The organism is Pedobacter sp. V48, assembly GCF_000523515.1.
Classification (GTDB): Bacteria; Bacteroidota; Bacteroidia; order Sphingobacteriales; family Sphingobacteriaceae; genus Pedobacter.
In genome coordinates, this window is sequence record NZ_AWRU01000025.1 from 1 (window position 1) to 25,708 (window position 25,708).

19 protein-coding genes and 2 pseudogenes are annotated in these 25,708 nt (G+C 40.9%); 16 read left to right on the forward strand and 5 right to left on the reverse strand.

All coding sequences use genetic code 11. The features are described 5' to 3' along the window. Positions 1 to 58 precede the first annotated feature (58 nt). Entirely contained in the window at positions 59 to 316 is a 258-nt protein-coding gene (gene mobC / locus N824_RS35605) for a plasmid mobilization relaxosome protein MobC (protein ID WP_084498401.1), read from the reverse strand. A 1,302-nt stretch (positions 317 to 1,618) separates the two neighbouring features. Here mobC and N824_RS19290 point away from each other — a divergent pair. Continuing rightward, a complete protein-coding gene (locus N824_RS19290) occupies positions 1,619 to 2,203 on the forward strand; it encodes a DUF4142 domain-containing protein (protein WP_048906799.1) in 585 nt (194 codons plus the stop codon). A 422-nt stretch (positions 2,204 to 2,625) separates the two neighbouring features. On the opposite strand, the gene N824_RS19295 is transcribed toward N824_RS19290, so the two are convergent. After that, a complete protein-coding gene (locus N824_RS19295; RefSeq protein ID WP_048906800.1) occupies positions 2,626 to 2,850 on the reverse strand; it encodes a KTSC domain-containing protein in 225 nt (74 codons plus the stop codon). Between the two features lie 144 nt (positions 2,851 to 2,994). Beyond that, positions 2,995 to 3,453: a PA2169 family four-helix-bundle protein gene (locus N824_RS19300; RefSeq protein ID WP_048906801.1), complete on the reverse strand. Its 459-nt coding sequence runs from the start codon at positions 3,451 to 3,453 to the stop codon at positions 2,995 to 2,997. 390 nt (positions 3,454 to 3,843) lie between these two features. On the opposite strand from N824_RS19300, the gene N824_RS19305 reads away from it, so the two are divergent. The 6 genes from N824_RS19305 to N824_RS19330 all read left to right on the forward strand — a co-directional run bounded on the left by N824_RS19305 (position 3,844) and on the right by N824_RS19330 (position 12,746). Then, positions 3,844 to 4,206, forward strand: a complete 363-nt coding sequence (locus N824_RS19305) for a hypothetical protein (RefSeq protein WP_048906802.1) — start codon at positions 3,844 to 3,846, stop codon at positions 4,204 to 4,206. A 632-nt stretch (positions 4,207 to 4,838) separates the two neighbouring features. Next, positions 4,839 to 7,562, forward strand: a complete 2,724-nt coding sequence (locus N824_RS19310; protein ID WP_152542403.1) for a PAS domain-containing protein — start codon at positions 4,839 to 4,841, stop codon at positions 7,560 to 7,562. 775 nt (positions 7,563 to 8,337) lie between these two features. Continuing rightward, positions 8,338 to 11,088: a DNA ligase D gene (ligD, locus tag N824_RS19315; protein WP_048906804.1), complete on the forward strand. Its 2,751-nt coding sequence runs from the start codon at positions 8,338 to 8,340 to the stop codon at positions 11,086 to 11,088. Between the two features lie 213 nt (positions 11,089 to 11,301). Beyond that, positions 11,302 to 11,571, forward strand: a complete 270-nt coding sequence (locus N824_RS19320; protein WP_048906819.1) for a hypothetical protein — start codon at positions 11,302 to 11,304, stop codon at positions 11,569 to 11,571. Beyond that, positions 11,568 to 12,341: a Ku protein gene (locus N824_RS19325; RefSeq protein ID WP_048906805.1), complete on the forward strand. Its 774-nt coding sequence runs from the start codon at positions 11,568 to 11,570 to the stop codon at positions 12,339 to 12,341. The genes N824_RS19320 and N824_RS19325 overlap by 4 nt, the downstream gene beginning before the upstream one ends. Positions 12,342 to 12,494: 153 nt before the next feature. Continuing rightward, positions 12,495 to 12,746 (forward strand): hypothetical protein, encoded by a 252-nt coding sequence (locus N824_RS19330; protein WP_048906806.1) that lies wholly within the window; start codon positions 12,495 to 12,497, stop codon positions 12,744 to 12,746. 188 nt (positions 12,747 to 12,934) lie between these two features. Here the strand turns inward: N824_RS19330 and N824_RS19335 are convergent, their stop codons facing one another. Continuing rightward, positions 12,935 to 14,404, reverse strand: a complete 1,470-nt coding sequence (locus N824_RS19335) for a hypothetical protein (RefSeq protein ID WP_048906807.1) — start codon at positions 14,402 to 14,404, stop codon at positions 12,935 to 12,937. Positions 14,405 to 15,059: 655 nt separating this feature from the next. Between N824_RS19335 and N824_RS19340 the strand changes: the two genes are divergently transcribed. Together N824_RS19340 and N824_RS19345 are read left to right on the forward strand one after the other, a co-directional pair. Then, positions 15,060 to 15,239: a hypothetical protein gene (locus N824_RS19340; RefSeq protein WP_048906808.1), complete on the forward strand. Its 180-nt coding sequence runs from the start codon at positions 15,060 to 15,062 to the stop codon at positions 15,237 to 15,239. A gap of 131 nt (positions 15,240 to 15,370) precedes the next feature. Continuing rightward, the gene (locus tag N824_RS19345; RefSeq protein WP_200869914.1) at positions 15,371 to 15,811 is read left to right on the forward strand and encodes a nuclear transport factor 2 family protein; all 441 of its coding nucleotides are present in this window, start codon (positions 15,371 to 15,373) and stop codon (positions 15,809 to 15,811) included. A 751-nt stretch (positions 15,812 to 16,562) separates the two neighbouring features. Here N824_RS19345 and aqpZ read toward each other — a convergent pair. Further along, positions 16,563 to 17,255 carry an aquaporin Z gene (gene aqpZ / locus N824_RS19355; protein WP_048906821.1) on the reverse strand — a complete coding sequence of 231 codons (693 nt, stop codon included), beginning with the start codon at positions 17,253 to 17,255 and terminating at the stop codon, positions 16,563 to 16,565. A gap of 760 nt (positions 17,256 to 18,015) precedes the next feature. On the opposite strand from aqpZ, the gene N824_RS19360 reads away from it, so the two are divergent. The 7 genes and pseudogenes from N824_RS19360 (at position 18,016) to N824_RS19400 (ending at position 24,869) form a co-directional block, all read left to right on the forward strand. After that, positions 18,016 to 18,768 carry an AraC family transcriptional regulator gene (locus N824_RS19360; RefSeq protein ID WP_161662339.1) on the forward strand — a complete coding sequence of 251 codons (753 nt, stop codon included), beginning with the start codon at positions 18,016 to 18,018 and terminating at the stop codon, positions 18,766 to 18,768. An 11-nt stretch (positions 18,769 to 18,779) separates the two neighbouring features. Further along, complete coding sequence (locus N824_RS19365) at positions 18,780 to 19,940, forward strand: AraC family transcriptional regulator (protein WP_048906811.1); 1,161 nt, start codon at positions 18,780 to 18,782, stop codon at positions 19,938 to 19,940. Between the two features lie 1,231 nt (positions 19,941 to 21,171). After that, a pseudogene (locus N824_RS38535) lies at positions 21,172 to 21,339 on the forward strand (helix-turn-helix domain-containing protein). 646 nt (positions 21,340 to 21,985) lie between these two features. Continuing rightward, positions 21,986 to 23,809 (forward strand): annotated as a pseudogene (locus N824_RS19385) (PAS domain-containing protein). Positions 23,810 to 23,861: 52 nt separating this feature from the next. Then, positions 23,862 to 24,239, forward strand: coding sequence for a two-component system response regulator (locus N824_RS29255; RefSeq protein WP_255327462.1), 378 nt, complete (start codon positions 23,862 to 23,864; stop codon positions 24,237 to 24,239). A 22-nt stretch (positions 24,240 to 24,261) separates the two neighbouring features. Beyond that, positions 24,262 to 24,462: a hypothetical protein gene (locus N824_RS19395; RefSeq protein WP_048906817.1), complete on the forward strand. Its 201-nt coding sequence runs from the start codon at positions 24,262 to 24,264 to the stop codon at positions 24,460 to 24,462. Continuing rightward, a complete protein-coding gene (locus N824_RS19400; protein ID WP_048906818.1) occupies positions 24,459 to 24,869 on the forward strand; it encodes a hypothetical protein in 411 nt (136 codons plus the stop codon). Before N824_RS19395 ends, N824_RS19400 begins: the two co-directional genes overlap by 4 nt. Positions 24,870 to 25,708 lie beyond the last annotated feature (839 nt).

A 25,708-nucleotide genomic window follows, 5' to 3' on the forward strand; every position in this document is an offset into this window, starting at 1 on the left:
AGTGAAGGGGTGATTATGAGTGCTGATAAAACAGCGGCAATAAAGTAAAATAAAACGCTTAATCCACGAGAAAGCCCGGTATTACCGGGCTTTCTCGTGACTTTATTTCAGGTTGCCTTAGGGTATTGGTCGGGATTATTTCGTATGTGGCCACGTTCAGCGAAGGAGGTGGCCTATGGAATAATCCCCAATTTGCATAACGGGCAAGCTGATTGATGTTATTTCCGGTTCTGCCGAGTTCGGCGCCGACTAGGTCGTGGTCCATCAGGGCTTTAGCATTAATGACCATAGCAGACGAACGGTTGAGCACCCACATCAGGATGATCTCGGTTWYRMTAAYKYMYWNGGSYWTAMNCCWKKKCKANAWTTNNAGSMWKTAYTCCNNNTCKWSAATWARMMRGWAKTCYNTCTTYNNTWRWACGKWWGTNNCTWTNTYWTTGNAYGKYYNTMGMYYTKNATTGWNNTGGSMWWSASMKGAWKSWKKTGGSWMTYRKASSMRGYWKKTKGCTNTTGWAMMYGSTTNNTWYTKCTTYNNGWRMMTSCNTTAGYWSTTCTTCRMKTGYYTSCTYNAGNTSTYSTTCNNTTGTYKSCNTCAGTCTNGTTYTTSTCKYYTKCWGKMNGTKTKTCNTMTYWWKCTGKAKTKWKTSATAWMNAATMWGYAWWKRTTNATRMMMAANAWGCRWWRNTTRTKCSCRAAKGYNGTKATWRWWMGCSWMNGKYKGTSANAAWAAKCNCTYYKTYGRTMRNARTAATYAMTTKNNTYYSWTWGGAGKNAAKNARKYSAMWMMSYKTRKWKGKMASMKGMMMAAWAGMRKRKTTKTYAYCWKWMSAMKRGWAGSRWKYYKRKMMTWMRWCRKSTRGSAAKCCSSNASTAAANCAYNCTRKKAATSSMYWKTWWWCWMYSWMTWAAYRGWTTWNTTWKYTATKACKWAAYWSTTTACTKNGKTWTTAYGNAANKCKKYACYKKNTTKYWTGWWSMSRYWSSYYKTGNTYGKTYASRKTKNCCGNTGYCGSTNASNNTKCCGSWGMSGCTWCTNGNCCGGWNNGAKGCWKMTGGTCCGGTTCGATGCAGATGGTTCTGTAGTATTCTGGCGCGGCGCTTTTTGCCTGTTCACATCGCCTGTGTCGGTTAGGGTTCCGTTACCACTACTTCCAGAGAGACTCCTGGTTCTGGTGGATGCGGTATCCGATCCAGCAGGAGTGACCGATGTATCCAGGCGGGAGTTGATCTCCGTCGTTTCATTTTTCTGGCCCGAACCGCAGGCTGTTATAAGGCTTGTTGTAATTGCGAATAAAAATTTAGCTGCTTTCATAAATACCGATTAAGTTCTCATTACTTACTACAATGAAGGTTAAAAATTGTTTCAGATCAGCTACAAACCAGATAATCTGCCTCCTGTTCTGTGGAAAATGCCGCTGAACCAGTGCTTTAAGATCGGCTTCTTTGTAAGCATCCTGCTCTGCTCGGCCGGATGAGCCGCGACTTTGTCTCTATATGTTATACTTACTAGAATAATTAAAATGCAATATTTGCGAAGTCTGATAAAGATAGATATCAATCCATATTAAAAACAATCCGCGATATTGCGGGTTATGGTTTTAACCAAGTTTTAAAGTCATGAAAAAAATATTCTATTTGCTGGCCATTTCCGGGTCGGCCTTTGTGCTGCAGAGCTGTGGGAACAGCGCTAAGCGCGCCACAGATATTTCAGATACCTCAATAGTGGCCAATGACTCAACATTTTCTACAGACACTGCATCCAGGACGCTGGTTGACAGGGATACCAGTTTTGCCAATAAGGCTGCTGTCGGCGGAATGGCGGAAGTAGCATTTGGTAAAATGGCCATGGAGAAAGCAACTAATTCAATGGTTAAAGATTTTGCCGCAATGATGGTAAAGGACCATGGAAAAGCCAATGAGGAGCTGAAAGCCATCGCGGCCAGCAAGAACATCGCACTGCCTGTCGGGCTTGACGGGGAACACGCGAGAAAGCAACAGGAGCTGGAAGCAAAATCCGGCAAGGCATTCGACAAGGCTTATGTTACGGACATGGTTGAAGGGCATGAAAAAACGCTTGCACTTATGGAAGATGCCAGTCAGAACTGCAAAGATGCGGAACTTAAAGCTTTTGCTGCAAGTACCAGCTCTGTCGTTAAGCATCATCTGGAGATGATCAGGAAAATTCAGTCCGACCTGAAATAATCACCCCGCTAAATCTGAATCCGCTATGTGCCGTGTTTGGATTCTTAATCAGGATAGCCTAGTCCTCGAATAGGTATACCTCTTTTTAGGCACGCGGCAATTCATAAGTTGTTCAGTGATGATGTAATGGTTATAGAGAGGGGCCCGCCATGGTGCTATACAATTATAGTCCCACCGGACTGCTCTTTGAATGCCATTTAAGACATTCTGGTTGATAACTATATCGCGAAGTATCATTAAAGGATTAGAAGATGAAATCAGATCAGCCGAAACAGGAGAATGCGATGGGAGCACTTAAAGGGATATTGCTTGTAAATCTCTACGGAGCCGAAGATCCATAACATCTGGCCGAGTGACAGCGAATGTCAGGGAGAGTTATGGAGGAACAAGAGGACTAGGAATATCGTCAGATCTGGGTAGTGCTAAGCATCGCTGTTTTTGTTACCATTGGATCGTAATTTTTTGTAGCTGAATTTCCCTCTGATAAAATGATGAAAATACCTGCCTTTTGATCCTGCGGCCTTCAGCATATTGGCAACATCCGCCGGCACAGATTTATAGGCATAGGTGAGGCCCGATAAAAACGTGATGTATAAAATGCTTTTCTCGGGATCATAAACATATGATTTGATAACACTTGACGGCATTTTAGTAAATTTGCATCATTAGATTACGTGGTGCTAGGCTATGACCTGGCGATGTGGATTAAAGGCGCCATCCTCCCACAAAAACAGTGTTTTTTCTGAGAATTTCCGGGCGGATGACTTTTTATGACAGCTGAACAGGTGACATTAAGAAGATACACTGTCGCGAAGTGTTTTAATCTTATCATGAGAAGTTTTTAGATCTGTCTTTTGCTCAGAGATAATACTTCTTAAGTTGCCTGAAAGTCCTTCGGCCTCCAGCGCCATCTTATAGGCTTTTTGGGCAGCGTCCTCGCCAAATTCACAATTATTTAATACCGTCTCCCGGTCATGCCCTGTAAAGATTGCTTTTATGTCCATCCATGCACGGTAGACTTTTCCGGACGTAGTGGTGCCCGTATCTGCACTGGCACCCAATACCTGGATTTCTTGCGTGAGTGTTGATTTGAGTTGGTTACTTTGCCTAATCATTTCGGAGAATAACGGGTGCAGGTCGCTGTCATTCTCTCCTAATTCCGAAATTGCTTTTTCATACCCTGTTACTCGGTCGTTGTTGATCTGTATCAGATCATTCAAGATTTCTGTGTTTATTGTGCTGTTTTCCATTTTGATAAGTTTTATGGATCTTTAACACCCCCCGGATAAAAAAGTTTAAGTTTTTCTGATATTGGATAGTTGCTCCGGGCTACCAGCAAAAATGCTGTTTTTACAAGCGGCGGGGATGAATTTATATTTAATTACCAAAGGAGAGAACAGGAGATCGCATTATTACTCCAGGATACTTCCAGAAAGAAGAAGTCTGTCAAGTAAGACCTGACCGGGTATTAATTTAAAAAATTGACGAATTATTCGAATCGTATTTTCATTTTAAATAGGCACCGCTAGCGTATGCTTTAATAGCTGGACATAATTAGGTAAGTATAATCTAATCGATAATAAAAACGTAGTTAGTATTCGCAAACAAACAATTGTACGCGAATTTCTTATCTTAGAACGATGAAAGCTTCTGATCTGAGAGTCGGTAATCTGGTAAAGCATAAACAGGGAGCGGATATCATTGTGCGAGTGGATAAATCCTGGTTCGCACCTGGATTGAAACGTTTGATTGAACAGATTTATGAGCCCATACCTATCACTGAAGAATGGCTGCTGAAATTTGGTTTTAAGGCAATTGTCGGTAAAAAATTGTGGTTTACCATTCCGATGACCGAGGGTATTCAGTTAGATTATGATAATGGCACCTTTTATCTGTCCGGGCATGGCACCCATATTACATTTATATCAGGTATTCAAGATGTCCATACCCTTCAAAACTTTTATTTTGAGAATACAGGTAGAGAGTTAACGTTGGTTGAGTAATGTATACTTGACGACGGGAGAGCTTTTTCTCTTAGAGTTATACAGAGATGTCAAGAAAATCCGGAAGCCATGCCGGAAACTATTCAACATATATTTCAGGCACTGTAAAGCGTAGGAACCATTAATTACTTTTTGTACTTCACGTGAAAAAGGGTCAATGGGAAAAGTGCAGATTAATTTTTCCAACTATCATGGATTAATGAACGTTTTCCTCTTTTTAGGCAAAAAAAACATTGTAAATGGTCAAATTAACACTACTTGTATTTGAGTATTGTTAAGAGATTTGCTCGTTAATCATCAGTTGCCAGTCCTAACGATGGTGTTAAGGACTTTGTGAATAAAGATTGAAAGCGCATTTAATTACGTACTATTTTGAGCAAGATAGTTAGACGTTCCTGGTATGAAGTCAAAAAATGATTATTATGGGAGAGCGCCAAATTCTAAGTGAGTTAAGATGTGTGTTATGCGCTCATTTTCAGATTAAGACCATCACGCCTGCTGATTGTAAAAGAATTGCTAATGAAATCAGGCGGTAACCAGAAGAAACATCCGTGAAACTACCGTTAAGCGTATGCTGAAACCCCTAGGATTACTGGCGCCAAAATTTTATATTTAATATGAATTAACATCAATTGACTAGTCACAATTCTCAAACCTCAGAGCTGAACGGCCGCGCTTCGTCTAATAAGGCAGTAAGAAGAATTGGCCTTGTTTCGGTTTGTTCGGGTGTGATGGTACTTATTGGGTGGGTATTTGACATCAGGTATCTTGAAAGCGTAATTCCTAACCTGGTCGCCATGAAGATCAATACGGCGTTTTGTTTTATTTTAATTGGATGTGCCCTGGTGATAAAAACCCGCCAACACAGCAAATTTGCAGATTGGGCCTATTACGTATTATTGCTTCTGGTATGCTCCATCGGCGGAATTACACTTTTGGAGTATCAATTCAATTTTGACGCACACATCGATCAGCTTTTCGCTGCCGAGGATCAGGCCATCAATTTCCTCACTCCCTTCCCGGGCCGCATGGCGTACAATACGGCAGTCAGTTTTTTACTATTGAGTATTGGCCTGCTGGGCCTGAGTACAAAGCCAAACAAATTTCTGATCTTTTTTCAATGCCTGCTGCATGTGGTCACCCTAGTTTCAGGCGTTGCCATTATCGGATACATTTACAGGGTAACCTCTTTATATAGTTTCTCCTATGCCAGTCCGATGGCTGTCCATACCGCTATTGTGTTGTTTTTATTGTCTGCCGCAGGGTCACTTTTAAACCCTGAATTAGGGTTGACAAAGCTTTTTAAAGGACAGGGGATAGGTAATGCTATGGCCAGGAGGCATTTCAGCAGCCTGATGCTTGTACTTGTTGTCTTCGGTTCATTGCGCAGCCACAGTAAGTTTTTTGATGTCATGTTGCCTCAATTCGGTATATCCTGGTTAGCGATAAGCCTTTTGATCACCAGCTTTATTATGATTTGGAAGACGGCCAACTGGCTGAATAAAATAGACCAGCAGCGTACAAAAGCGGAGGAAGAAATAAAAACTATTAATGCAACCCTTGAAATCAAAGTCGAGGAGCGTTCAGCAAAACTTCGCGAGCTGTATCTGGAATTGCAAAAGAGCGAAGAACGATATCATTCGTTATTTGAGCACGCCTCGGATGCGATATATGTATTGAACACCGAAGGTGACTTTATGGATGTAAACGACAGTGTATGTCAGATGACAGGCTATAGCCGTCAGGAGTTGCTGGGGATGAATATTACCTCATTGTTGAATGATGAGTTGCTTGAAAACTACCCGCTGATTTATACTGCAATAGAACCAGGGAGATCAGCAATTGTTGAAAGGAAGATCATAACCAGGGGGGGAGAGATTCTAGATGTAGAAATTAACGTAAAGAGATTTGCAGACCAAAGGATATTGGTGATTGCGCGTGACATCACCAGACGTAAGCAAATGGAAGCTGAGCTGAGAATGGCCGAACTGAAGTTTCGTACTCTTGCAGAGAAATCAATGGTGGGCATTTACATTGTCCAGCAGGGCAGGTTTGTTTACGTAAATCCCCGGTTTGCCGAGATATTCGGGTATCAGGCCGAGGAACTGATCGGCGCTTTCGCTATTGAGAAGGTCGTTCATGAAGAACAGCGGAAGATGGTCGATGAAATGATTCGCCTGCGGAAAGAAAAATTGGTGGAAGGTGTCCATTACGAAATGAAGGGCAAAAAGAAAGATGGCAGCGTGAACTGGGTCGAGTTTTATGGAACAATGAGTTTCTATCAGCAGGAGCCGATGCTTATCGGCTCTGTGATTGACATCACCGACCGTAAAAGGGCGGAAGAGGAACTGAAAATGTCTGAACAGAAATATAGAATGCTGTTTGAAAGCAATCCCCTGCCTTTGTGGATTGTCGCTAAGGATGATCTGACAGTTATAGCCGCCAATGCTGCTGCCGCAAAACTATATGGCTATACTCCTGAGGAATTGTTGCACATGGACATCAAGAAACTGAGACCTGCTGCACACTGGGAAAAATTGACCAAACACTATCACACTGACTTTAAAGAAGCATTCAATTTCGGGATTTTTGAACATTTAAAGAAAGGTGGCACAAGAATAATGGTCAGCATTATCGCCCAGGATATCATGTTCGAGGGGCGGTTTGCCAGGCTCTCTTCAACAAATGACGTTACTGAAAAACTCATGGCGGAAGAATCGCTTAAAATCAGTGAAGCAAACTTACAAACCATTTTAAACAATACCGATACGGCTTATGCGCTGCTGAACGCTGATTTAGATGTCCTTGAATATAATAATAAGGCCTTAATATTTGCAAGGAATGAATTTAGCTTTGATCCCGCAGGCAGAGTAAGTTTTATTGATCTGATGCCACCGGAGCGTCGGTTAAAATTCATCAGTTACACCGCGGAGGTATTTCAGGGCAATACGATCAGTTACGAGGCGAGTTATCCGCAGGCCGATGACAGCAATTTGTGGTACGCCATTCGAATGTTCCCGATAGCCGATAAGGGTAATAAGATCCTGGGTTTGGTGTTAGCCATAAACGATATTACTGAGCAAAAAGAAGCAGAACAGGATCTTCAGAAAGCCTATCAAAGTATACAATTGCATATCGGTAAAATACAGGCTATGGCCTGGGAGCAGTCCCATCTGATCAGAAGTCCTCTGGCTAATTTGAAGGCTCTTTTCCCAATGCTGAAAATGAGTGCCGAGGATGCGGAGGTAGGAAGTCATATTGAGTTTGAACTGGAACGAATGGATGACATATTGCTTAAAATGGCTGAGGGAGCATCTATAACTGAATCTGAGAAAACGGTTGATCCGAATGGGTAATCTAGCAGATATTTTTGCTTATTGTGCATGGAACCCTTCAGGGACAGTCAATATCAGCCAGCTAAAACTGAGGCCGAACAGTAACAGGCTCCTGAACTTCCCTGCCCAGCTTGTAGGGTTCTTGTAGTGAAGCAGGAATGTGAAATAATAGAACCTTAGCCAACTCATGATTGATATTATTTTCACAAGATAATAAGTACTCATGATATCAATCCAATCTTTGAGGAGTGGCGTACCTCAGCTCGGATTGATTGTCTGCTTGGGTCTCAAACAGATATGTTGGTTGTAGCGTAAGGAGATCAGAAAATAGCTAAGTAACCAACTTATCAATACTGCTTTAGACGCCACTCAAGGTAAAATGCGGTTTAAATAGAGGGATGATAACACTTGGGTTTTACAATTTGTTTAAAAAAATATTAAAAAATATTTATGAAACATTCTGTATTTCAGTGTGTTGAATTTAGGGATCTAAAAACATTACATATGAAAGCAGCTGTATTTCACAAACCCGAAAATATTAGTTATACAACAGTTGCCGATCCAAGGATCGAGCTGGCGTAAGGAAGTTGCGGTCATCAATGCGTTGTTGGCGCCACCACCGGGGTATATGGAATATTATAAACATAAACCAATATTACTAACGATATGGGTCCGTTTAATATCATTATCAAGAGACTTCTGGCCACCAGGATATTTTGCTGGATCAGGCTACCGTGCGTGAAATAGGGAGACAAATTTCAAGGTAATGCTTGTTTAATGCTAAAATTTAAAAGTCATGAGCTTAACCCAATATAATAAAAAGCGCGATTTCAATAAGACCGCCGAACCCAAATCAGGCCGTTCTGCAGACAAAGACAAGCTTCAGTTTGTCATTCAGAAACACGATGCCAGCCGGCTGCATTATGATTTCCGGCTGGAGATGGATGGTGTGCTGAAAAGCTGGGCGGTACCGAAAGGACCTTCGACCGATCCAAAGACCAAGAGACTTGCCATGATGGTAGAGGATCACCCGTTTGACTATAAGGATTTTGAAGGTATTATACCAAAGGGAGAATATGGCGGGGGAACGGTTATTGTCTGGGACCAGGGAAGCTATGAGCCTATTGAACAGATTAAAGGGAAAAAGGCACAGGAAAAACACCTGCTTAAACAGCTCAAAGCGGGGTCGCTGAAAGTCATCCTGCACGGGGAAAAGTTGAAGGGAGAGTTTGCACTGGTTAAAACCCATGGTATGGGTGAAAATGGCTGGCTGCTGATCAAGCACAGGGATGAGTTTGCAAAAACAAGTGACATCACCAATAAAGACAAGTCCGTACTTTCCGGAAAAACCATTGCCGGTATGGGAAAAACAGGTGATAAAGTTTGGCAGAACGGGCATGAAGAAAAAATAAAGGAACCGGCGAAATCCGTTAAAAAACCGGCAGGCAAGACCTCTAAAAAAGAAGTTGAAATCATTGAGGGAGATTCAGCAGGGAAAATGACCACGGAGGTAAAAGCACTCTTAAAGAAAGGCAAAAAGGCAAAAATTCCCATCGGTATGAAGCCGATGCTGGCCACTTTGGTCGATGAGCCTTTCGACGACAAAGACTGGATTTACGAAGTAAAATGGGATGGTTACCGTGCACTGGGATTCAGCCTGAAAAATGGAGATGTGCAGTTGCTCTCGCGAAACAATAAGCAGTTCAATGAGAAGTTTTATCCCATCTTCAAAATCATGCAGGGCTGGAAAAAAGATATCGTAGTTGACGGAGAGATCCTGGTGCTGAATGAAAAAGGTATTTCCAATTTTGCAAACCTGCAGAACTGGCGTAGTGAAGCAGACGGGGAATTGGTGTACTATGTGTTTGATCTGATTTGGTATGAGGGAATGGACCTGACGGAACTTCCCCTGGAAGCGCGCCAACAGATCCTGGCAGCGGTACTTCCTCAGGAAGATGACAGCATCCGGCTCAGTAAAGTTTTTAAAGCGGAGGGTAAGGATTTTTTTGCTGCTGCCCAAAAAATTGGTCTGGAAGGTATTATTGCTAAAAAAGCAGATAGCCAGTACAGCGCTGGGGCACGCTCCAAAGAGTGGCTTAAGATCAAAGTGCACAAAAGGCAGGAAGTGGTCATTGCCGGATTCACTAAAAATGAGGATACCCCCAAACAGTTCAGTTCACTGCTGCTTGGTGTTTATGAAAACGGAAAGCTGGAGTACGCAGGGAAAGTGGGTACGGGGTTTAATGACAAAGACCAAAAGGAAATGATGGAGCTGTTCAGACCGCTCATTGTTAAAGACACTCCTTTTTCCCAGCTACCCGATGTAAATAAACCCTCACGCTTCCGCCCCAATCCGCCCAAAGCAAAAGTGACCTGGCTGAAACCCGAACTTGTTTGTGAAGTCGCTTTCGCTGAGGTCACCAGTGACGGGGTATTTCGTCATCCTTCTTTTCAGGGAATGCGGGTCGATAAAAAAGCAAAACAGGTGATCCGGGAATCCGAAGTGGCGACCAAGGCCATTGTGGCCCTGGACATACCCGGACAGGAGCAGACCAGGCCCGATCAGAAGGACCAGCACATTGGCGCGATCAGTCCGCCAAAAAACAAAGAGCGCAAGACATTGCTGAACCCAAAGGATGAAACTCAGGTCCGCAAGATCAAAGGCCGGGAACTGAAGTTCACCCATTTGAGCAAACTCTATTGGCCCGAAGATAAAGTGACCAAACGCGACATGTTCAATTATTATTATCAGGTAGCAGACTATATCCTTCCTTACCTGAAAGACAGGCCTATGTCGCTAAACCGCTTCCCCGGTGGAATTCATTCGCAGAGCTTTTACCAGAAGGATGTGAAAGGCAAAGCACCGGACTGGGCAGATACCTTCCCTTATACGACCAGCGATGGGGAGCACAAGGAGTATTTGCTGGGAAATGATGAGGCCGCGCTGCTATGGATGGCTTCGTTAGGGTGCATTGAAATGAATCCCTGGTTTTCAAGATCGACATCCCCGGATAACCCGGACTATTGTGTAATTGACCTGGATCCTGACAAAAATACCTTTGACCAGGTCGTCCAGGTGGCCTGCATGACTAAAGATATCCTCGATCAGATCGGTGTGCCTGGCTATGCAAAGACATCGGGATCCACAGGAATCCACGTTTATATTCCTTTGGGAGCCAAGTATACTTATGACCAGAGTCAGATGTTTGCCAAGATCATTGTAAGCCTGATCCATCAGCAGGTACCTGACTTTACCAGCTTGGAGCGCATGATCGCTAACCGCAAGGGAAAGATGTATCTGGATTTCCTGCAAAACAGGCCCGGGGCTACTATTGCAGGGCCCTATTCACTTCGGCCTAAACCGGGTGCAACTGTTTCGATGCCCCTTGCCTGGGAGGAAATGAAAGCTGGGCTGAAGATGAAGGATTTTACAATTTTTAATGCCATGGACAGACTTAAAGAAACGGGTGACCTTTTTAAGGGCGTACTGGGGAAAGGTATAGACCTGGCAAAAGCCGTTAAGAAAGCGAAAGAAATATTTGGATAATAAGACCATGAGCTCGACCTGCAGGACACTACCTGCAGCTAAGACTGATCAAATAAAGGCACTGACAGTTGGCTATTACGTGTTTGGTGCACTGGTTACTGCGCTGATAGCCTGCGCATTTAAACAAGAATAAGTTGGGTTTAAGGAAGTAAATATTTAAGAAAGACCAAACCAGACCGCCTGGAAGTTGTTAATGTATTTACAATCATGATTATGGAGAATTACTCAATTACCATCAGCAGAGACAAGCAGGTTCATCACTTCGAAATTGGCGAGTATCTGCATCATAACGGGGAAAGCTGTAAAGTAAAGGTATTTCAGGAAGGCAGGCTGGTGGCGAGCTTCGAACCAGATGATTACGCTTTCCTTCACATCTGCCAGAATCCGGGCAAGCTGGAGGAAGAGTTATTGCATTTACTCGCCGACCAGATCGAAGCACATCATCCCCATGGTATTAACAAAGACTTAAATCGAGAAATATGAGATCTATCTGGAAAGGGACAATCGGCTTTGGATTAGTGAGTATCCCAATGAAATTATATTCGGCTGTTCAGACTTCGTCGCTAGACCTGGATATGCTGGACGGACGTGATCATGCGCACATCAAATTCCAGCGCATCAATGAAAACACAAGGAAAGAGGTGCCGTATGAAAAGATTGTGAAGGGATACCTGTACAAGGACGACAATTATGTGATTGTGGAGGAAAGTGATTTTGAAGCGGCTGCACCTGAGAAAACAAAAACCATCGAAATAGAGAGTTTTGTGGACATTGCTTCGGTGAATCCGATGTTTTATGAGACCTCTTATTACTCAGAGCCAGAAGCTAAGAGTAGTAAAGCATATGCATTATTGGTGCAGGTACTGAAAAAATCAAAAAAAGCCGGTCTTGCGCGCTTTGTGCTTCGCAATACAGAGAGTTTGTGTATTGTGCATCCGGTGGGAAGTGTGCTTGTCGTGACGCGTATCCGCTTCCAGCAGCAGATCCGTGATCCGAAGGAGCTTAACATCAACGATAAGGTGACGATCAATAAGAAAGAGCTGGATGTGGGGTTGGCCTTGGTCAACCAGTATGCGGAGGACTTTGATGTATCCAAATATGAAGATACCTATCAGAAGAAATTGTTAAAACTGATTGAAGCAAAAGCGAAGGGAAAACGCCCAACCATTAAAAAGCTTAAGCCTAGGAAAGAGAAAGAAGATGACCTCTACAGTCAGTTGATGGGCAGTTTGAATGCCAAAAAGGGCGCTTAATTAAGATAAAGATAGTGGAGGAGTGTCTTTCTGGATGCTGAAAGGGATATCAGTTTTGTGATATGCCTGGAAAACTGTTAATCGGCTTATAGGCAACGGGATTAAAAGATACTCAACTGACAAAGTAAAGCTGTATAGCAAGGAGGTATAAGCATGAATAAAGCACACATCAGTGAACTGGCAATGTATTGGTATTTCCTCTCTTTACAATTGGATGCCGGAGCTGACTCTGATGAATTTTTAGACGAACTCATCGAGACCGGTAGTCGTTTGAAAGCTTTTTTATCCTGTGGACGGTATACTGCTTTAAATCCTTTTCAAGCCTCGACAAGTGAATCAGTAGGCGTTGCGGTATGGTTGGATGATAAGGGGAGTATTCAGGCGGGAGAATTATCAGAAGAGTGATTTATTTCCCCCCTCGTGTGGGGTATAAGACCTTTGAGTATTTCTAGTCCGGATTATAGCCAAATTATACTTCCCATTTGTTTGATGTCGGCTGACGTAATGTTATAAGTTTTTGTAAATATCTGTTCTTCATTGGTATAGATTTTCTAACCATTTGCGTGAATGTGGGTTTGTTCAGAAAAGGCTGTTTAGAGATGGTTCATCCAGATATTTAGATCATAAGTGGAAAGGATACCTAATTTTTTTCTGATTCTGTATTTTCTCCCCTCCACCGTGCGTACGGAAACTTTAGTATAACGCGCAATTTCTTTTGTGTCAAAGTCTAGTTTCAGCAACATACAAAATTCAATTTCTGCGACAACCAAATTAGGAGAGATGTTAACTAATTTCCTGCTAAATTCAGGGTCAAAATCATTGTATTTAGCCGTGAAAGCTGAATGGTTACTTACGGCCATTTGTACGATTTCCTTTAACTCTTCCGTTTTTGAAGTCAGGGTACTATGATGATCACTCCGCTCTATTCTTTTCATTAATTCATCAATCTCTTCGTTATTGAGCTGCAGTTTCTCTTTGTACTTGTATAGAAAGAAAACGATAGCGCATATTGCTATAATCAGTAAAAAACTGATGACGAGGATAATTCGGAAATTCCGGTTTCTATTCTCTGCTAGTTGTTGTTCCTTCTGCTTAATGATATAGTTAAGCGGACCTTTAATAGCGTATTTCTCAACATTGGCAATGCTATCACTCAATTCGACACTTCTTTTAAGGTATTGTTGGACTTTTGTCTTTTCATTTAATGCCGTATATACCTTTGATAGTCCAATATATGCATTCTTTAACATTCTTGTGTCCTTTGACTCAGCAAATGCATCGACAGCATTTTTATAACTAACCTCTGCTGCCCGGTATTTTTTCTGCTGATAATAAAGCTCTCCAAGTGCATTAAACGTAGCTCCTTTGATGAAATTTTCATGGTTTTCTTCACTAACAATTGCCGCTTTTTTAAAATAGAATTCTGCAGAATCAAATTGTTTCAACGTCAAAAAATTATCTGCCAGGTTGCACAGTGGCAATGAGGCGATATTTGGAAACTTATACTTGTCCTTGATTTTGACATATTCGACATAAGCTTTTCGGCGAAGTGGTAATGCTTTCGCATCCTGTTTTAAAAGTTGATGGTTCTCCGCCAGCACATCATAGATGTTTCCCAGCCGGTTATGCCTTTGATCCGCGTCCTTAATCTTTTGGGCAATGGAAAGGGCATGGACTAAAGTCTCTCCGGCTTCTTTGTGAAAGCCTAAGCGGGAATAGCATCTTCCTTTTATGGTTTCAAGCACGGCGATATACCGGGGATTATTCAGTTTTACAGTAATACCTTCCGCCGCCACTGCAGCTTTAAAAGCTTCATCAAAATGGCTGGCATTAGCATACTTTGAAGCCCGGCTTAAACGTGCCCTGACCATTCCTTCCGTGTAGTGTATTGCAGCTGCAGCGTCATAGGCTTTCTCCCCCATATCAATTCCAGTCTCCAGGTTGTTCGTATGGGAAACCACATCAAGTATGCTGTCAATTTGCTTTTTGCTGTATTGCGCATGACTTTGATTTCCTGCTACAATTAACAGGACAGCTAATACTTTTGCGTTAAACCCCTTCATTTGTTTGTCAGTGATATTAACTTACTAAATAAAGAATATTGGCGAATATTTCAAGAAAGATTATTTAATAATTTTTTTTTATTTAAACCGCAGAAGATGATGAGATACCGGTTGACGGTATGACTTTTCCGGGCTTCAATTTGTCTTCATGATGACAACAAGCCCTTTGTAATGGGCTCTTAGTGGTTAAACTAAAATCAATGTTATGAATTTAAACAAATCTGGAATACAGGAAAGAGGGGACGGCTGCTATAGTAGCCTCAGCGACTGCCGACTGGAAAATAGGAAATCGATAGATCAGCGCAGCCGGGCGGTGTTTACTGTCAACAAAACATGTGAAGTCAACAAGGACAAGTGGATGCGGTGTGTCATGCTTAAAAGTCCCAGGTAGCCGGATACATTTATCTGCTCCGGCACTTTGGAGTTAAACGGGATACTGCATGTCCTTTTCTTTAATGTAGAAATCAAGAGGGAAATACCTAGAATGTTATAGCAATGTTTTTGTATACAAGAGTGGTGGATCAAACCTCATTGATGAGATAGGCAGCCAGGCATTAGATTGGCACAATTTTTAGGAGCTTGTCTGCCTAGTTATAAAAATAAATCGATGGAATCGGCATAAGCGGGTTCCAAACTATTAAAAAAGCAAATCATTATGGAAAAATTCCAAAAAGTTAAAGCGCTGGTGGCTCAGGTTGAAGCCGATGCAGCTAAATTCTATGAAAGCGGTAATGGTGCAGCTGGCACGCGTGTACGTAAAGCCATGCAGGACTTAAAGGTATTGGCTCAGGAGATCCGTACTGAAGTTACCGAAAAGAAAAACAGCGCGAAATAAATTGTAAAGCGTTTTTGGGGGAAAAGCCTGGCCATGGGTCGGGCTTTTTTTTGCAATTTGTGACCATTTGCATCCGGAACAATATCTTGTATATTTATCTGCTAAGTCTAATTTTACTAAAAGTCTTTAATGTGAAAAATCTAATCTTAATCCTGCTGCTTTCTTTTTCTGCAGTTGCCGCCTCATCTCAAACAAAGTCGAACATTACAAATCCTCCGGTGCAGAATGACCCAGAAGCTCAGCACAGGAAGCTGATAGATGAACAACTTAATGCCTACAATCAAAGGGACCTTGAGTCTTTTTTAATGACTTACAGTGATGATGTCAAAATTTATAACTTTCCAAATACCTTATCTGGAGCGGGTAAAGATTATATGACAAAAGTTTATGGGAAGTTCTTTAACGAGGCGCCAAACCTACATTGTGAAATCGTCAATAGAACTGCACTTGGAAACACGATTATTGATCACGAAAAAGTGAGCGGATTGATGGGAGGAGCTTCAATGGAAGCTATAGCAATCTATAAAATAAAAAACAACAAAATTAGCGAAGTCTACTTCATCAGAAAATGATGAAACCATAGATAAAATGGAGTTATTTCCAGGAACCATAGGACGAGTATAACTTGTCTAAAGGGCTAGTCATATCTATCTTGGTAAGATTTTGAAAATTGCCATGGAGCTTAACCCGGATTACATGCAGGAAATGCCGATTTATGAAATAAATTCAAATTTTATTCTAAATTGCATTGGGATAGTTATTTGGACTCAGCCTAAACTGAAGTCCTGAACGTAAAATATAATCAGGTTAAGGGGCATCGTAGTAGATAGGGGCATTTGAAAGAATATTCCTTTAAACTGATATGAAGTAAAATACTTATGCTAAAAAAAACGCGATTACTCTTAGCGCTGATGCTTATAACCATATCACGGGCATCGGAACAAAAAAAGATAACTGGTAAAACTAGTACACTTTGGAAAAAAAAACTGAAATGGTGGCAGGATGACCGTTTTAGTGTGATTGCCCGGTTAAGCTTCATTTTGATCTTCAATAGTATTTTTGGCCAAAATAAATGACCTGGTGACGCTCTGTTGGAAACAATTGAATTGGAACATAGCAAGTTATCATACAAAAATATGCCTGCCTTTTAACCCAAAAAGTAAATCTCTTATGAATGGCGTTGATCGATCAGGTTGTAAGATTGGGATAGGTGCCCGATTCATTCTTTGATGCCTAAAAATCGTAAGACCATGTTCCCGAAATCCTCTTGGACCTTCAGGAACATGATCTTAAACAACAATTGCTGCTGAATGTCCGAGGCTGTTACTCGTTTTCTGGCTTGGCAGCGAAAATGGTTTTGTACACCAGACCTGCCAGGATTGCTCCGGCAATAGGAGCGACCCAGAATAACCAAAGTTGTCCCAGTGCTTCACCGCCTGCAAAGATGGCCTGACTGGTGCTTCTGGCAGGATTAACAGAGGTATTGGTTACCGGTATACTGATTAAATGGATCAATGTTAAACCCAGTCCGATGGCCAGACCGGCAAATCCTTTAGGTGAGCGATCATCTGTCGCCCCTAAAATAATGAGCAGGAAGATAAAGGTCATCGCGATTTCTGTCACCAGTGCAGCTTCCATACTGTATTTACCAGGCGAAAGGTCTCCATATCCGTTACTGGCAAAGCTACCGATTGGACTGCCATTTCCTGTAGCGATAATATACAGTACGCCTGCAGCGGCCAGACCACCCAGGACCTGGGACACAATGTAGGGCACCAGTTCTTTCCCGCTGAACCGGCCCGCAATCCAAAGGCCAACTGAAACAGCAGGATTTAAATGTGCACCTGAAATATGCCCCAGGGCGTAGGCAATGGTAACTACGGTCAATCCAAAGGCCAGGGAAACGCCCAGAAAGCCAATGCCAGCACCGGGGTAATTACAGGCCAATACCGCACTGCCACATCCTCCCAGAACAAGCCAGAAGGTTCCAATAAACTCAGCTACTAATTTTTTCATTTTTAATTGTTTTTGATAGGTAAAATGTTTTGAAAAATAAATAGATAAACCGGAAGTTCCTAACAAGCCTTGCTGGAACAGGTCCGAAGAAGTTGCTAATACGATGCAGCTCAATTAGAAAGCCCATGTAAAAATTTTAATACGGAAAGGAAAACTGTTAATCCTGGTTTGCCCGGAGCAACCAGGGAAAGTTTTTAATCCGTACAGTGAGGAGGAGCATAAAAGGCTAACCCTGTGCGATGACGATTAAAATAATGTTTTTTTTACTGGAAAATTGGATTAAAAATTGTGAACAAGACGGGCCGTACCTGGTATTTTTTTTCGAAGAAAAGCGGAATTCTTATTTTATCAATAACCGGCTTATAGTTTATTTTTTTTTACCTTAACATCGGGATATATTTTTTTCTTGTTTTTTGAATTCACTGGGTTTGCCCGGTGAGGATTGATCGTATTACACTGAATTGTACCGATGCAGATTTTTTTTGATTTTTATTTACTATTTTATGTATGCAGCCTTGTTGCATTGTTTAGGTCCAACAAAATTAGGGAATATATCTGTCTGCTTACCGGGATTCAGCTGGTATATGTCTTTGGTAGTTTGCTTGCGAAACATCCAGTTCCAATTTTTTCCGGGTTCCTGCTGCTAAATGGTCCGTTGCTGCTACTGATTTCGGTCACGAATCATAAGGGGTATGGTTCGCTGCGCACAAAAGTACTTCACGCCGTCCCTTTTGTATTTGTTTTTTTAAGGATGGTCTTTATGGTGTTCTTCGCGGTTAAAAGCGATGTCTATCTGCAATTTATTGAATTAACCTGCACAGTTGCAGCCCTTACTCAGCTCACCTATTGTTCCTGGATATTGGCTTCGCTGCGCTGGCAATATCAGGCTAGTAGTTCAATTACCAGACTCATCAGGCAGCTTTGTGTGCTTTTTATCCTCAATAGCCTTGTTAGTATACTTGCGCAATTGACGCGGGCTGGGCTGGTCATTGATTTCGGATTTAATGGATACCTGTTGTCGTATCTGGCAGTGCTATTGGCTGTATTGCTGCTGGTAAGGGATTTGGTCTTCGATGGGGGAGCACAAATTAATTTTGCAAGTAAAGAAGTGAAGCAAAAAAATGTTTTGGCTCGCCCATCTTTAGCCTATAAATATTCTCAGCTGGACTGGGCATCTTTGAGGGAAATTGAAAATAAGATTACCAACTGTCTCAAAGACCAACAGATTTACCTTCAGCCGGATGTTACGCTCGAAAATTTTTCAGCACAAATACAGGTTCCGAAGCAACAGGTTTCTCAGGTGCTAAACGTTTATATGGGGAAGAACTTTTATAAATTAATTGCAGAATACCGCATAAAATATGCTTTGCAATCAATTCAGGTTAATCATCGCCTTAAAATTGAAGCACTAGCCTATGAATGTGGATTCAATTCTGTCTCTGCTTTCAACCGCTACTTTAAAGAAATTGTTGGCGTACCTCCGTCAGTACATATAAAGAAATTATTAAAGTAAATAATTCAGATATGACCGCACTATGGCTTCAGGATGGAGTTTTATACAAGCAGACGGAAAGTATGATGAACTACCTGCTGGTTAGCATCATGGTGCTGGCGTTTATGGTTTTGTTTATAAATCAAAAAACGGTCAAAATAAGGGTGTTTTCAGCAACAGCCATCATCATTTTGATGTTCGACGTAAATTTGTTTTTGTTAAATCATCTCTTAGAGAAGCATATTGGTTTTATCCCGTTCAAAGCTTTATTCGGACCGTTGTTTTTATTCCACATCAAAATGTTTAATGGTGTAAAAGTTTCCATAAAAACAGTTTTTATTCATTTCCTGCCTTTTTTTATATTGCTGACCTTCTTCTTTTTTTTACTGACGGTGACCGAGATCGCTGAATCAATGTTCTATTATTACCTTATTATTCTTCTGGAGGGGATATCCATGTTCTTGTATGGGCTCTATGCATTGCTGCCCTGGCATACTAAACACTCAATTAAATTGCGTAACATCATCTTCATCTGCTGTATTTCCTTCATCCTCGACGCTTCTTTTACGATTATGAATTCACTTTCCATTTTGAATTCCAGGGAATTTGATCCCCATCATCTGCACTTTGTGAACGATGCTGTTTATTTCGTAACGGCTCTTTTGGGCTGGGTTTATTTCTTTAGTGCGATAAGTATGATGATTAATCCGGTTGATATTCTGTACCCTTCCCGGCAATACAGTGGGGGAGGACATCCGGCAATTGAGCAGGGACCTGATGAAGACAAATCCCATGAACTTGTTACCGGTGGGTCGTATAGGAAAGGCAGGCTCTCCGACGAGACATTGACAACCTATCAGAAGAATTTAAATAACCTTATGCAGAATGAAAAAGCATTTTTGCAAAATGAACTTACGCTGACACAATTGGCAAAGCTGCTTAAGATAAGTAACCACCATTTGACTCAGGTACTAAACATTCGCGAAAATCTGGGTTTTTATCAATACATCAACGGGCTTAGAGTTTTGCATGCGACCGACTTGATAAATGAGGGAATGGTGGAAACCAACGTGGAACTGCTCGCGGTAACTTGTGGATTTAACAATAAAACCTCATTTAATCGGTATTTTAAAGCACTTATTGGAGAAACTCCTTCAGAATACATTCGGAAATCGCAATCTGCTAAAGTGTAAATCTAAGGTGGGAAGTCTTTTCTCCCACGTTAGATTTACAATTTTTAAGAACCTAGTTCCCAATTTCAATTCCTGCGCGAAAAGGCAAAACGGTTTTTGGTAGTAGCTTTTACCGAATGACCGTAAAGGAAATGTATTATTAAAAATTATTGGAAATGGAAAAAAGAACATGTTTACAGATTAAAGAAGCGAATGGTTTTTATCGGGATCTTTTCATTGGAAGAGATTTGCTGGTTTATTTCTGGGTGATGCTTATTGACACGGCGGATATTAAACGTATACGCAGCGTTTATGAGGATGTTGGTTTGAAAAATTCGCGAAAAGGGAATAATGTAAATACAGACATAATCGTAAAAAAGGAAAGAGCAATGGCTATGGCATCGAAACGCCGAGGTTATATAAATAAAGTCTATGGCCGGGAGTTGCTTCGTTTTTTTGATGAATGGGTTGCTTTTATAAAATATCAGCCGAGTGCTGATGATGTGTTCTATATAGATTTAGCTGGACAAATCGAACGATACAGCGATCCCCGTATTTTCTTTGATGAACTTAGTGAAATCCTGTTAAAAATCGAACGTGATCAGTCGACTTTTCTTCCTTTGCTTGCAGAAACCTCTGGCTGGCAAGTAGACAATAATGACTGTTTTGCATCTTTTTCAAAGTACTAYMSWMMTWRWCNYTGCSWWTGAAAATTCGATGAAAGATCTTGATTTATTGGCTATTCGAGATAAAATCAGGGACCGTATCCAAAACATTAACATTACACTGTTCTTATGGCCGGTGATGATTTCAGTAGTTTGGTTTGGATACCTTAATTATGGTGTTTTAGCAATATAGAAATCGCTGGCTGGGGATGTTGCTGGTGCAGCGGCATCCGGGATTTCATTCGATGCCAAACAACAAGGGGATTTGTTAATTTTTGCCTTGTTACTATAGGATATTCACATTTCTGTGGCTCGGATCGTTAATGAAAAATCAGGTGATATTGGTACTAATTGCCAGTCATGTTGTATCAATTGAGTCATAATAAGCAGTGCAGTTTTTCGCCATTTAATTTTCCGGTTACTAAAGAAGTCGGTGATAAAAGCCATGGAAATACTGGCTGGAATTGTAGGCGAGATAAGCATTTATAGCGGTACTATTCAGAGATGTTGGGCGAGAACTGAAAGCCGCTCTAGCAGCGGTGTGATCAAGCAAATAGGCATTTGTAAACTATACTTAATTTTTAAAAATGGGAAATGTAGCAGAATATCTTAAGCGTTATCGTCAAAGGAAAGAATGGTCTCAAGAAAAAATGGCTAAAAAATTGGGGATCTCTGCTCTTACCTATTGGAAAATGGAAGCTGGATGTACCGAAAWTAAMATAWAARGAMTKGNCACWKMWWGSASATSTSMTTGAARWGRMSAWKSMNGMTMYKWTRKYTGARGKASAAAYYGGCSRNAGMWYSTMYGSCAGYTRKMAGTCSYRSRAGWSKKKWNAKGKTMATKKNNCKSYAMAKCCAGCTGATTGAAAAGGAGAAGGAGCTCCGATGGCTGAGGGACAAATTGGCGGAGCTTCTCCGGCAGCTGGATCTGGTGCAAAAGAGTGGGGCAAAAGAACATATAAGCCAGTTTCCTGATGGAAGAGAGATTCCCGGTCTAAAACTGTAGCTACAGGTGTTAACTGCTTTGAACACGAATTTGGCAAATAAACTGTTTGGTATTGGTACTAATGGTTCTGCTCGTTGTATGGCATTTAATCATCCCTAAAATCGATTGTTACAGGAAATGTCAGATGCAATTATTTGCTTTTTGCCATTTATTGGCTATGCATTGATATAAATAGATTTAATGGGTGAAATTTATGAGGATGAATTTTTATAGAAGGAAAGTGCTAAAAACTTTTGTACTGCTCAGTGACCCTGTTTTAGGGCAAGAATCAAACATCAATTTAATAACTAAAACAACGGTAAATACTTGTTCTGGACCTGCCAGAAGGTCTGATGCTAGGAATTGGCTGTTAAACCGAAGAACTGAATTTAAAATCATAAATACTGAATTCAACTATGATGTCTGATAATTTTCACCTCTACCAAAAAACCTCAGAATTGGCTGGAATTGGCGTTTGGGAGTATAACTTGATCACTGGTAAGCTCTTCTGGGATGCTGCACTCAAAATAATTTATGATGCGGAAGAAAGTTATGTTCCGAGTGTTGTTGATATGGTGGGCTTCCTTTCTGATACCAATCAATGTAGCAATATGTTTGAAAAAATAGTAGCTAAGGGTACATTTTCAAATGGCCAGATTCAGATTAAAACACTAAAAGGAAAACATAAATATATCAGGTCTAATGCCAGAACAGAACTTCTGAATGGAGAATGCGTAAAAGTTTTTGGCTCGATACAGGAGATCCAAAATTTAGGGTCCTTTGGGGAAGCACCGGACCTTGGCAAAAGCAGGTTTCACCAGGTATTGGATCACTCTCCAATTGGTATGGCGCTCGTTTCTCCTGAAGGGAACTGGATCAAGGTGAATGATAGCCTGTGCAAAATGTTGGGCTACGATAATGAAGAATTGTTGAATTTAACTTTTCAGAACATCACGCATTATGACGATCTATCCAGGGACATGGAGCACCTGCAACAAATGCTCAATAATGAATTAACAGCATATTGTGTCGAAAAAAGGTATAGATGTAAAGATGGGAAAGTGATCTGGGTCTCTCTGACTTCCAGTCTGGTGTGGGATAGTGACCATATGCCATTGTATTTTGTTACACAAGTGATGGACATCACAGACAGGATCAGGAAGACCGAGCAGCTCATAACAAGAGGACGTGGAATCTCTAATATCATTAAAAGCCGAAAGATTGGGACCTGGGAATGGCACATCAAGGCAGATGTATTTATTTGTGATGAAAGGTGTGCGACAATAATTGGCTGCATTGACCAGGATCCCCCCGATAGCATGTCTAAATGGTTAAGAAGTGTCCACTCTGAAGATCTGGAAATGCTGGTGACCAAAATGCAAAACTGTTTCCGGAACAAATCAGATTACAGGTGTGAGTATCGTATGAAACACCTGAATGGAGAATGGATTTGGATTGAAAGTTATGCAGAAGTAATTGAGTGGTCCTCAGATGGAAAACCATTGACAATGCTCGGTACCGAAACCGATATCACGAGAAAAAAGCAAATTGAACTGGATCAGAAATACGCAATGAACTTGTTAAGTAATCAAAATGAAAGACTGATAGATTTTGCGCATATCGTTTCTCATAACCTCAGGTCACATGCAGGAAATTTTCAAATGATGCTGGATCTGTATGCTTGTGAACAGGATGAAACTGAAAAGCATCAGATTGTGGACTTCCTTAAACAAAATGCAAATAATCTATCAGACACTATTGTCAGTTTAAATGAGGTGGTTAATATTCAATTAAATGGTCAGAGACGGTTAATGATGCTTAATTTACGTGATCAGGTAGATAGAGCGATCACAAACCTGAGGGGAATGATTGACAAGGAACGTGCAAGATTTAACATACATATTGATCCACTTATCATTGTGGAATATAACCAGGCTTACCTGGAGAATATTTTGATGAATTTCTTCTCCAATGCAATTAAATATAAGCATCCCCTGAGAAACCCGGAGATTTCAGTTGAGGCTAATGTACTCAAGGGGGGAGTTCAGCTAAATATCAGTGATAATGGCCTGGGTATGGATTTGAAATTATACGGTAAAAAACTTTTTGGGATGTATAAAACTTTTCATTCTCATAAAGAATCCAGAGGAATAGGACTCTTTATAGCAAAGAATCAAGTGGAGGCAATRKGYRKRWNARATMKWGSWMGWWMSTWSTYMWKSAWTYSSMWCRRSTTTTAARATYSRWAKARMRTMRYSWASRRNAAWGASTSYASWKMNTNCGGTCTGGATTATAGATGATGATCCCATTTTTACATATGGTTTAAAGAAACTGATTTCTGTTACCAATTTTTGTTTAAATCTGTTTTCCTTTGAAAATGGCGAAGAAGCATTAAACAATTTAATACCTATGATTCACAAAGCAGACTTATTGCCTGATGTGATTCTTCTGGATTTAAACATGCCAGTAATAGATGGCTGGCAATTTTTGGATGCTTTTAGTCAGTTGGAGCTATCGAGAAATGTCAGGATTTACCTCGCCAGTTCTTCAATTGATGTAGTTGATCACACTAAAGCCAGACAATATAAGACTGTTTCTAACTTCCTGATAAAGCCGCTGAGAGCGTCAGACCTGCAGGGAATTCTTCAAGGCGATGCTGGGTTCAATTGATAAAACAAAATGAAATTTGGAAATGAGAACTTCTTTAATCATAGCATGCAAACCTGTAGAACATTATTTAGAAATGATCCAGTCTGTAACGATTCGATTTTTTGAGAAGGGCGTAAAAAAGATAAATAAGGCCATATCAAATGAAAGAGAATTAAGGCAATTGTATTTCCAGGCTGAGCTGGACTGCCGCAATTGGAATTATCCCGAAGAATTAACGCAATGAATGCAAAATTACTGATCAGAATTTCGGTTTTCCTATTGTTTGTACATTTAATTGGTCATTTCATTGGTCATGTATACCGGGATGAGGCAGAGGGGTCATTAGGAGGGGTTGCCAAGGTGATTAAAAGCCGTAAAGTAGTGTTTATGGGAGTTGACAGGAGCCTGGCTGATTATTCCAATAGTTACAGCTGGATGCTGTTTGGACTTTACGCAATGAGCATGATACTGCTTTGGCAACTATCATCTTACTTAAAGGAGAATAGAAACTTAGCTAAACGACTGCTTTTCCAAATTGGAATTACCTATTTATTTTTTGGTACAATAGAACTGTTATACTTTTTTCCATTTGCGGCAGTCGTCAGTTTCCTTGTCGGTTTATTAATCCTTTTGTCCACCAGAATTCGTTAACAATCATATAGGTAGAATAATGACAACAGTAAACAGTTATTTGAATTTTGAAGGCATTTGTGAAGCGGATTTCGGCTTTTACAAATCCATTTTTGGTGGCGAATTTCCCCTATGTTCGTCGCTTCAAAGACATGCCGACACAAGAAGCGGTTATTTGTAGCACTTTCCACAGGTGGACAGGTAAAAATGCCTTTAAATAAAACGTTTTGAAACGCTTAATTTGCGATGTTCACGGACAAATTTGGCGTTAACTGGATGGTAACTTTTGATGAGCCAACTAAAATTAAGTAGCGATTTTTTAAATTTCGGGAATCTTTTCTGTTCGGTTGGGGGCATGCCGACGGCCATGCTCTGACCAATTATGCCCTGACTAGGGTGCATATCTGGTTCGCCAACATTAGCGTGGCTTAAATTAATCACGGTTGTTGTTTTCAGGATTTATTTACTGACATGAGAATAGGTACTAATGCGCAGCGGCGTTGTATTGACTGTCATTGAAACCAGTCTGATTTCCTATTTTAAAGTTGTGAATAAAGATCTGTGATGTTAACTGATTTTAAAATATGAAACATATTCTGACCCTCAAAAATTATTTCTGATTCAGAATACCTGTCTTATTAGAGAGCTGGAAAGATCTGGCATAGGAGATTCAATTAAATAATTACCATTTCATAAATGACTGATTTTGCCTTAAGTCTTTTTAATTTTTTTTACCCTTGAAAAACATATTTTCATTAATATTAGCACTCCTGTGGGTTTTACTTTTTTTTGGGAAAAATGCTGTCTCTCAGGTAGTGGTAGGGCGGTCTGCCAGTGATACGTCAAGAAATTTATTTGGT

Coding starts and splice junctions, on each gene's coding strand:
- N824_RS19395 (WP_048906817.1), top strand. CDS start 24,262: ATGAGAACTTCTTTAATCATAGCATGCAAACCTGTAGAACATTATTTA.
- mobC (WP_084498401.1), bottom strand. CDS start 316: ATGTGGGTGCTCAACCGTTCGTCTGCTATGGTCATTAATGCTAAAGCC.
- N824_RS19365 (WP_048906811.1), top strand. CDS start 18,780: ATGACCGCACTATGGCTTCAGGATGGAGTTTTATACAAGCAGACGGAA.
- N824_RS19335 (WP_048906807.1), bottom strand. CDS start 14,404: ATGAAGGGGTTTAACGCAAAAGTATTAGCTGTCCTGTTAATTGTAGCA.
- N824_RS19400 (WP_048906818.1), top strand. CDS start 24,459: ATGAATGCAAAATTACTGATCAGAATTTCGGTTTTCCTATTGTTTGTA.
- N824_RS19295 (WP_048906800.1), bottom strand. CDS start 2,850: ATGCCGTCAAGTGTTATCAAATCATATGTTTATGATCCCGAGAAAAGC.
- N824_RS19300 (WP_048906801.1), bottom strand. CDS start 3,453: ATGGAAAACAGCACAATAAACACAGAAATCTTGAATGATCTGATACAG.
- ligD (WP_048906804.1), top strand. CDS start 8,338: ATGAGCTTAACCCAATATAATAAAAAGCGCGATTTCAATAAGACCGCC.
- N824_RS19305 (WP_048906802.1), top strand. CDS start 3,844: ATGAAAGCTTCTGATCTGAGAGTCGGTAATCTGGTAAAGCATAAACAG.
- N824_RS19320 (WP_048906819.1), top strand. CDS start 11,302: ATGGAGAATTACTCAATTACCATCAGCAGAGACAAGCAGGTTCATCAC.
- N824_RS19325 (WP_048906805.1), top strand. CDS start 11,568: ATGAGATCTATCTGGAAAGGGACAATCGGCTTTGGATTAGTGAGTATC.
- N824_RS19290 (WP_048906799.1), top strand. CDS start 1,619: ATGAAAAAAATATTCTATTTGCTGGCCATTTCCGGGTCGGCCTTTGTG.
- N824_RS19330 (WP_048906806.1), top strand. CDS start 12,495: ATGAATAAAGCACACATCAGTGAACTGGCAATGTATTGGTATTTCCTC.
- N824_RS19360 (WP_161662339.1), top strand. CDS start 18,016: ATGGTGTTCTTCGCGGTTAAAAGCGATGTCTATCTGCAATTTATTGAA.
- aqpZ (WP_048906821.1), bottom strand. CDS start 17,255: ATGAAAAAATTAGTAGCTGAGTTTATTGGAACCTTCTGGCTTGTTCTG.
- N824_RS19340 (WP_048906808.1), top strand. CDS start 15,060: ATGGAAAAATTCCAAAAAGTTAAAGCGCTGGTGGCTCAGGTTGAAGCC.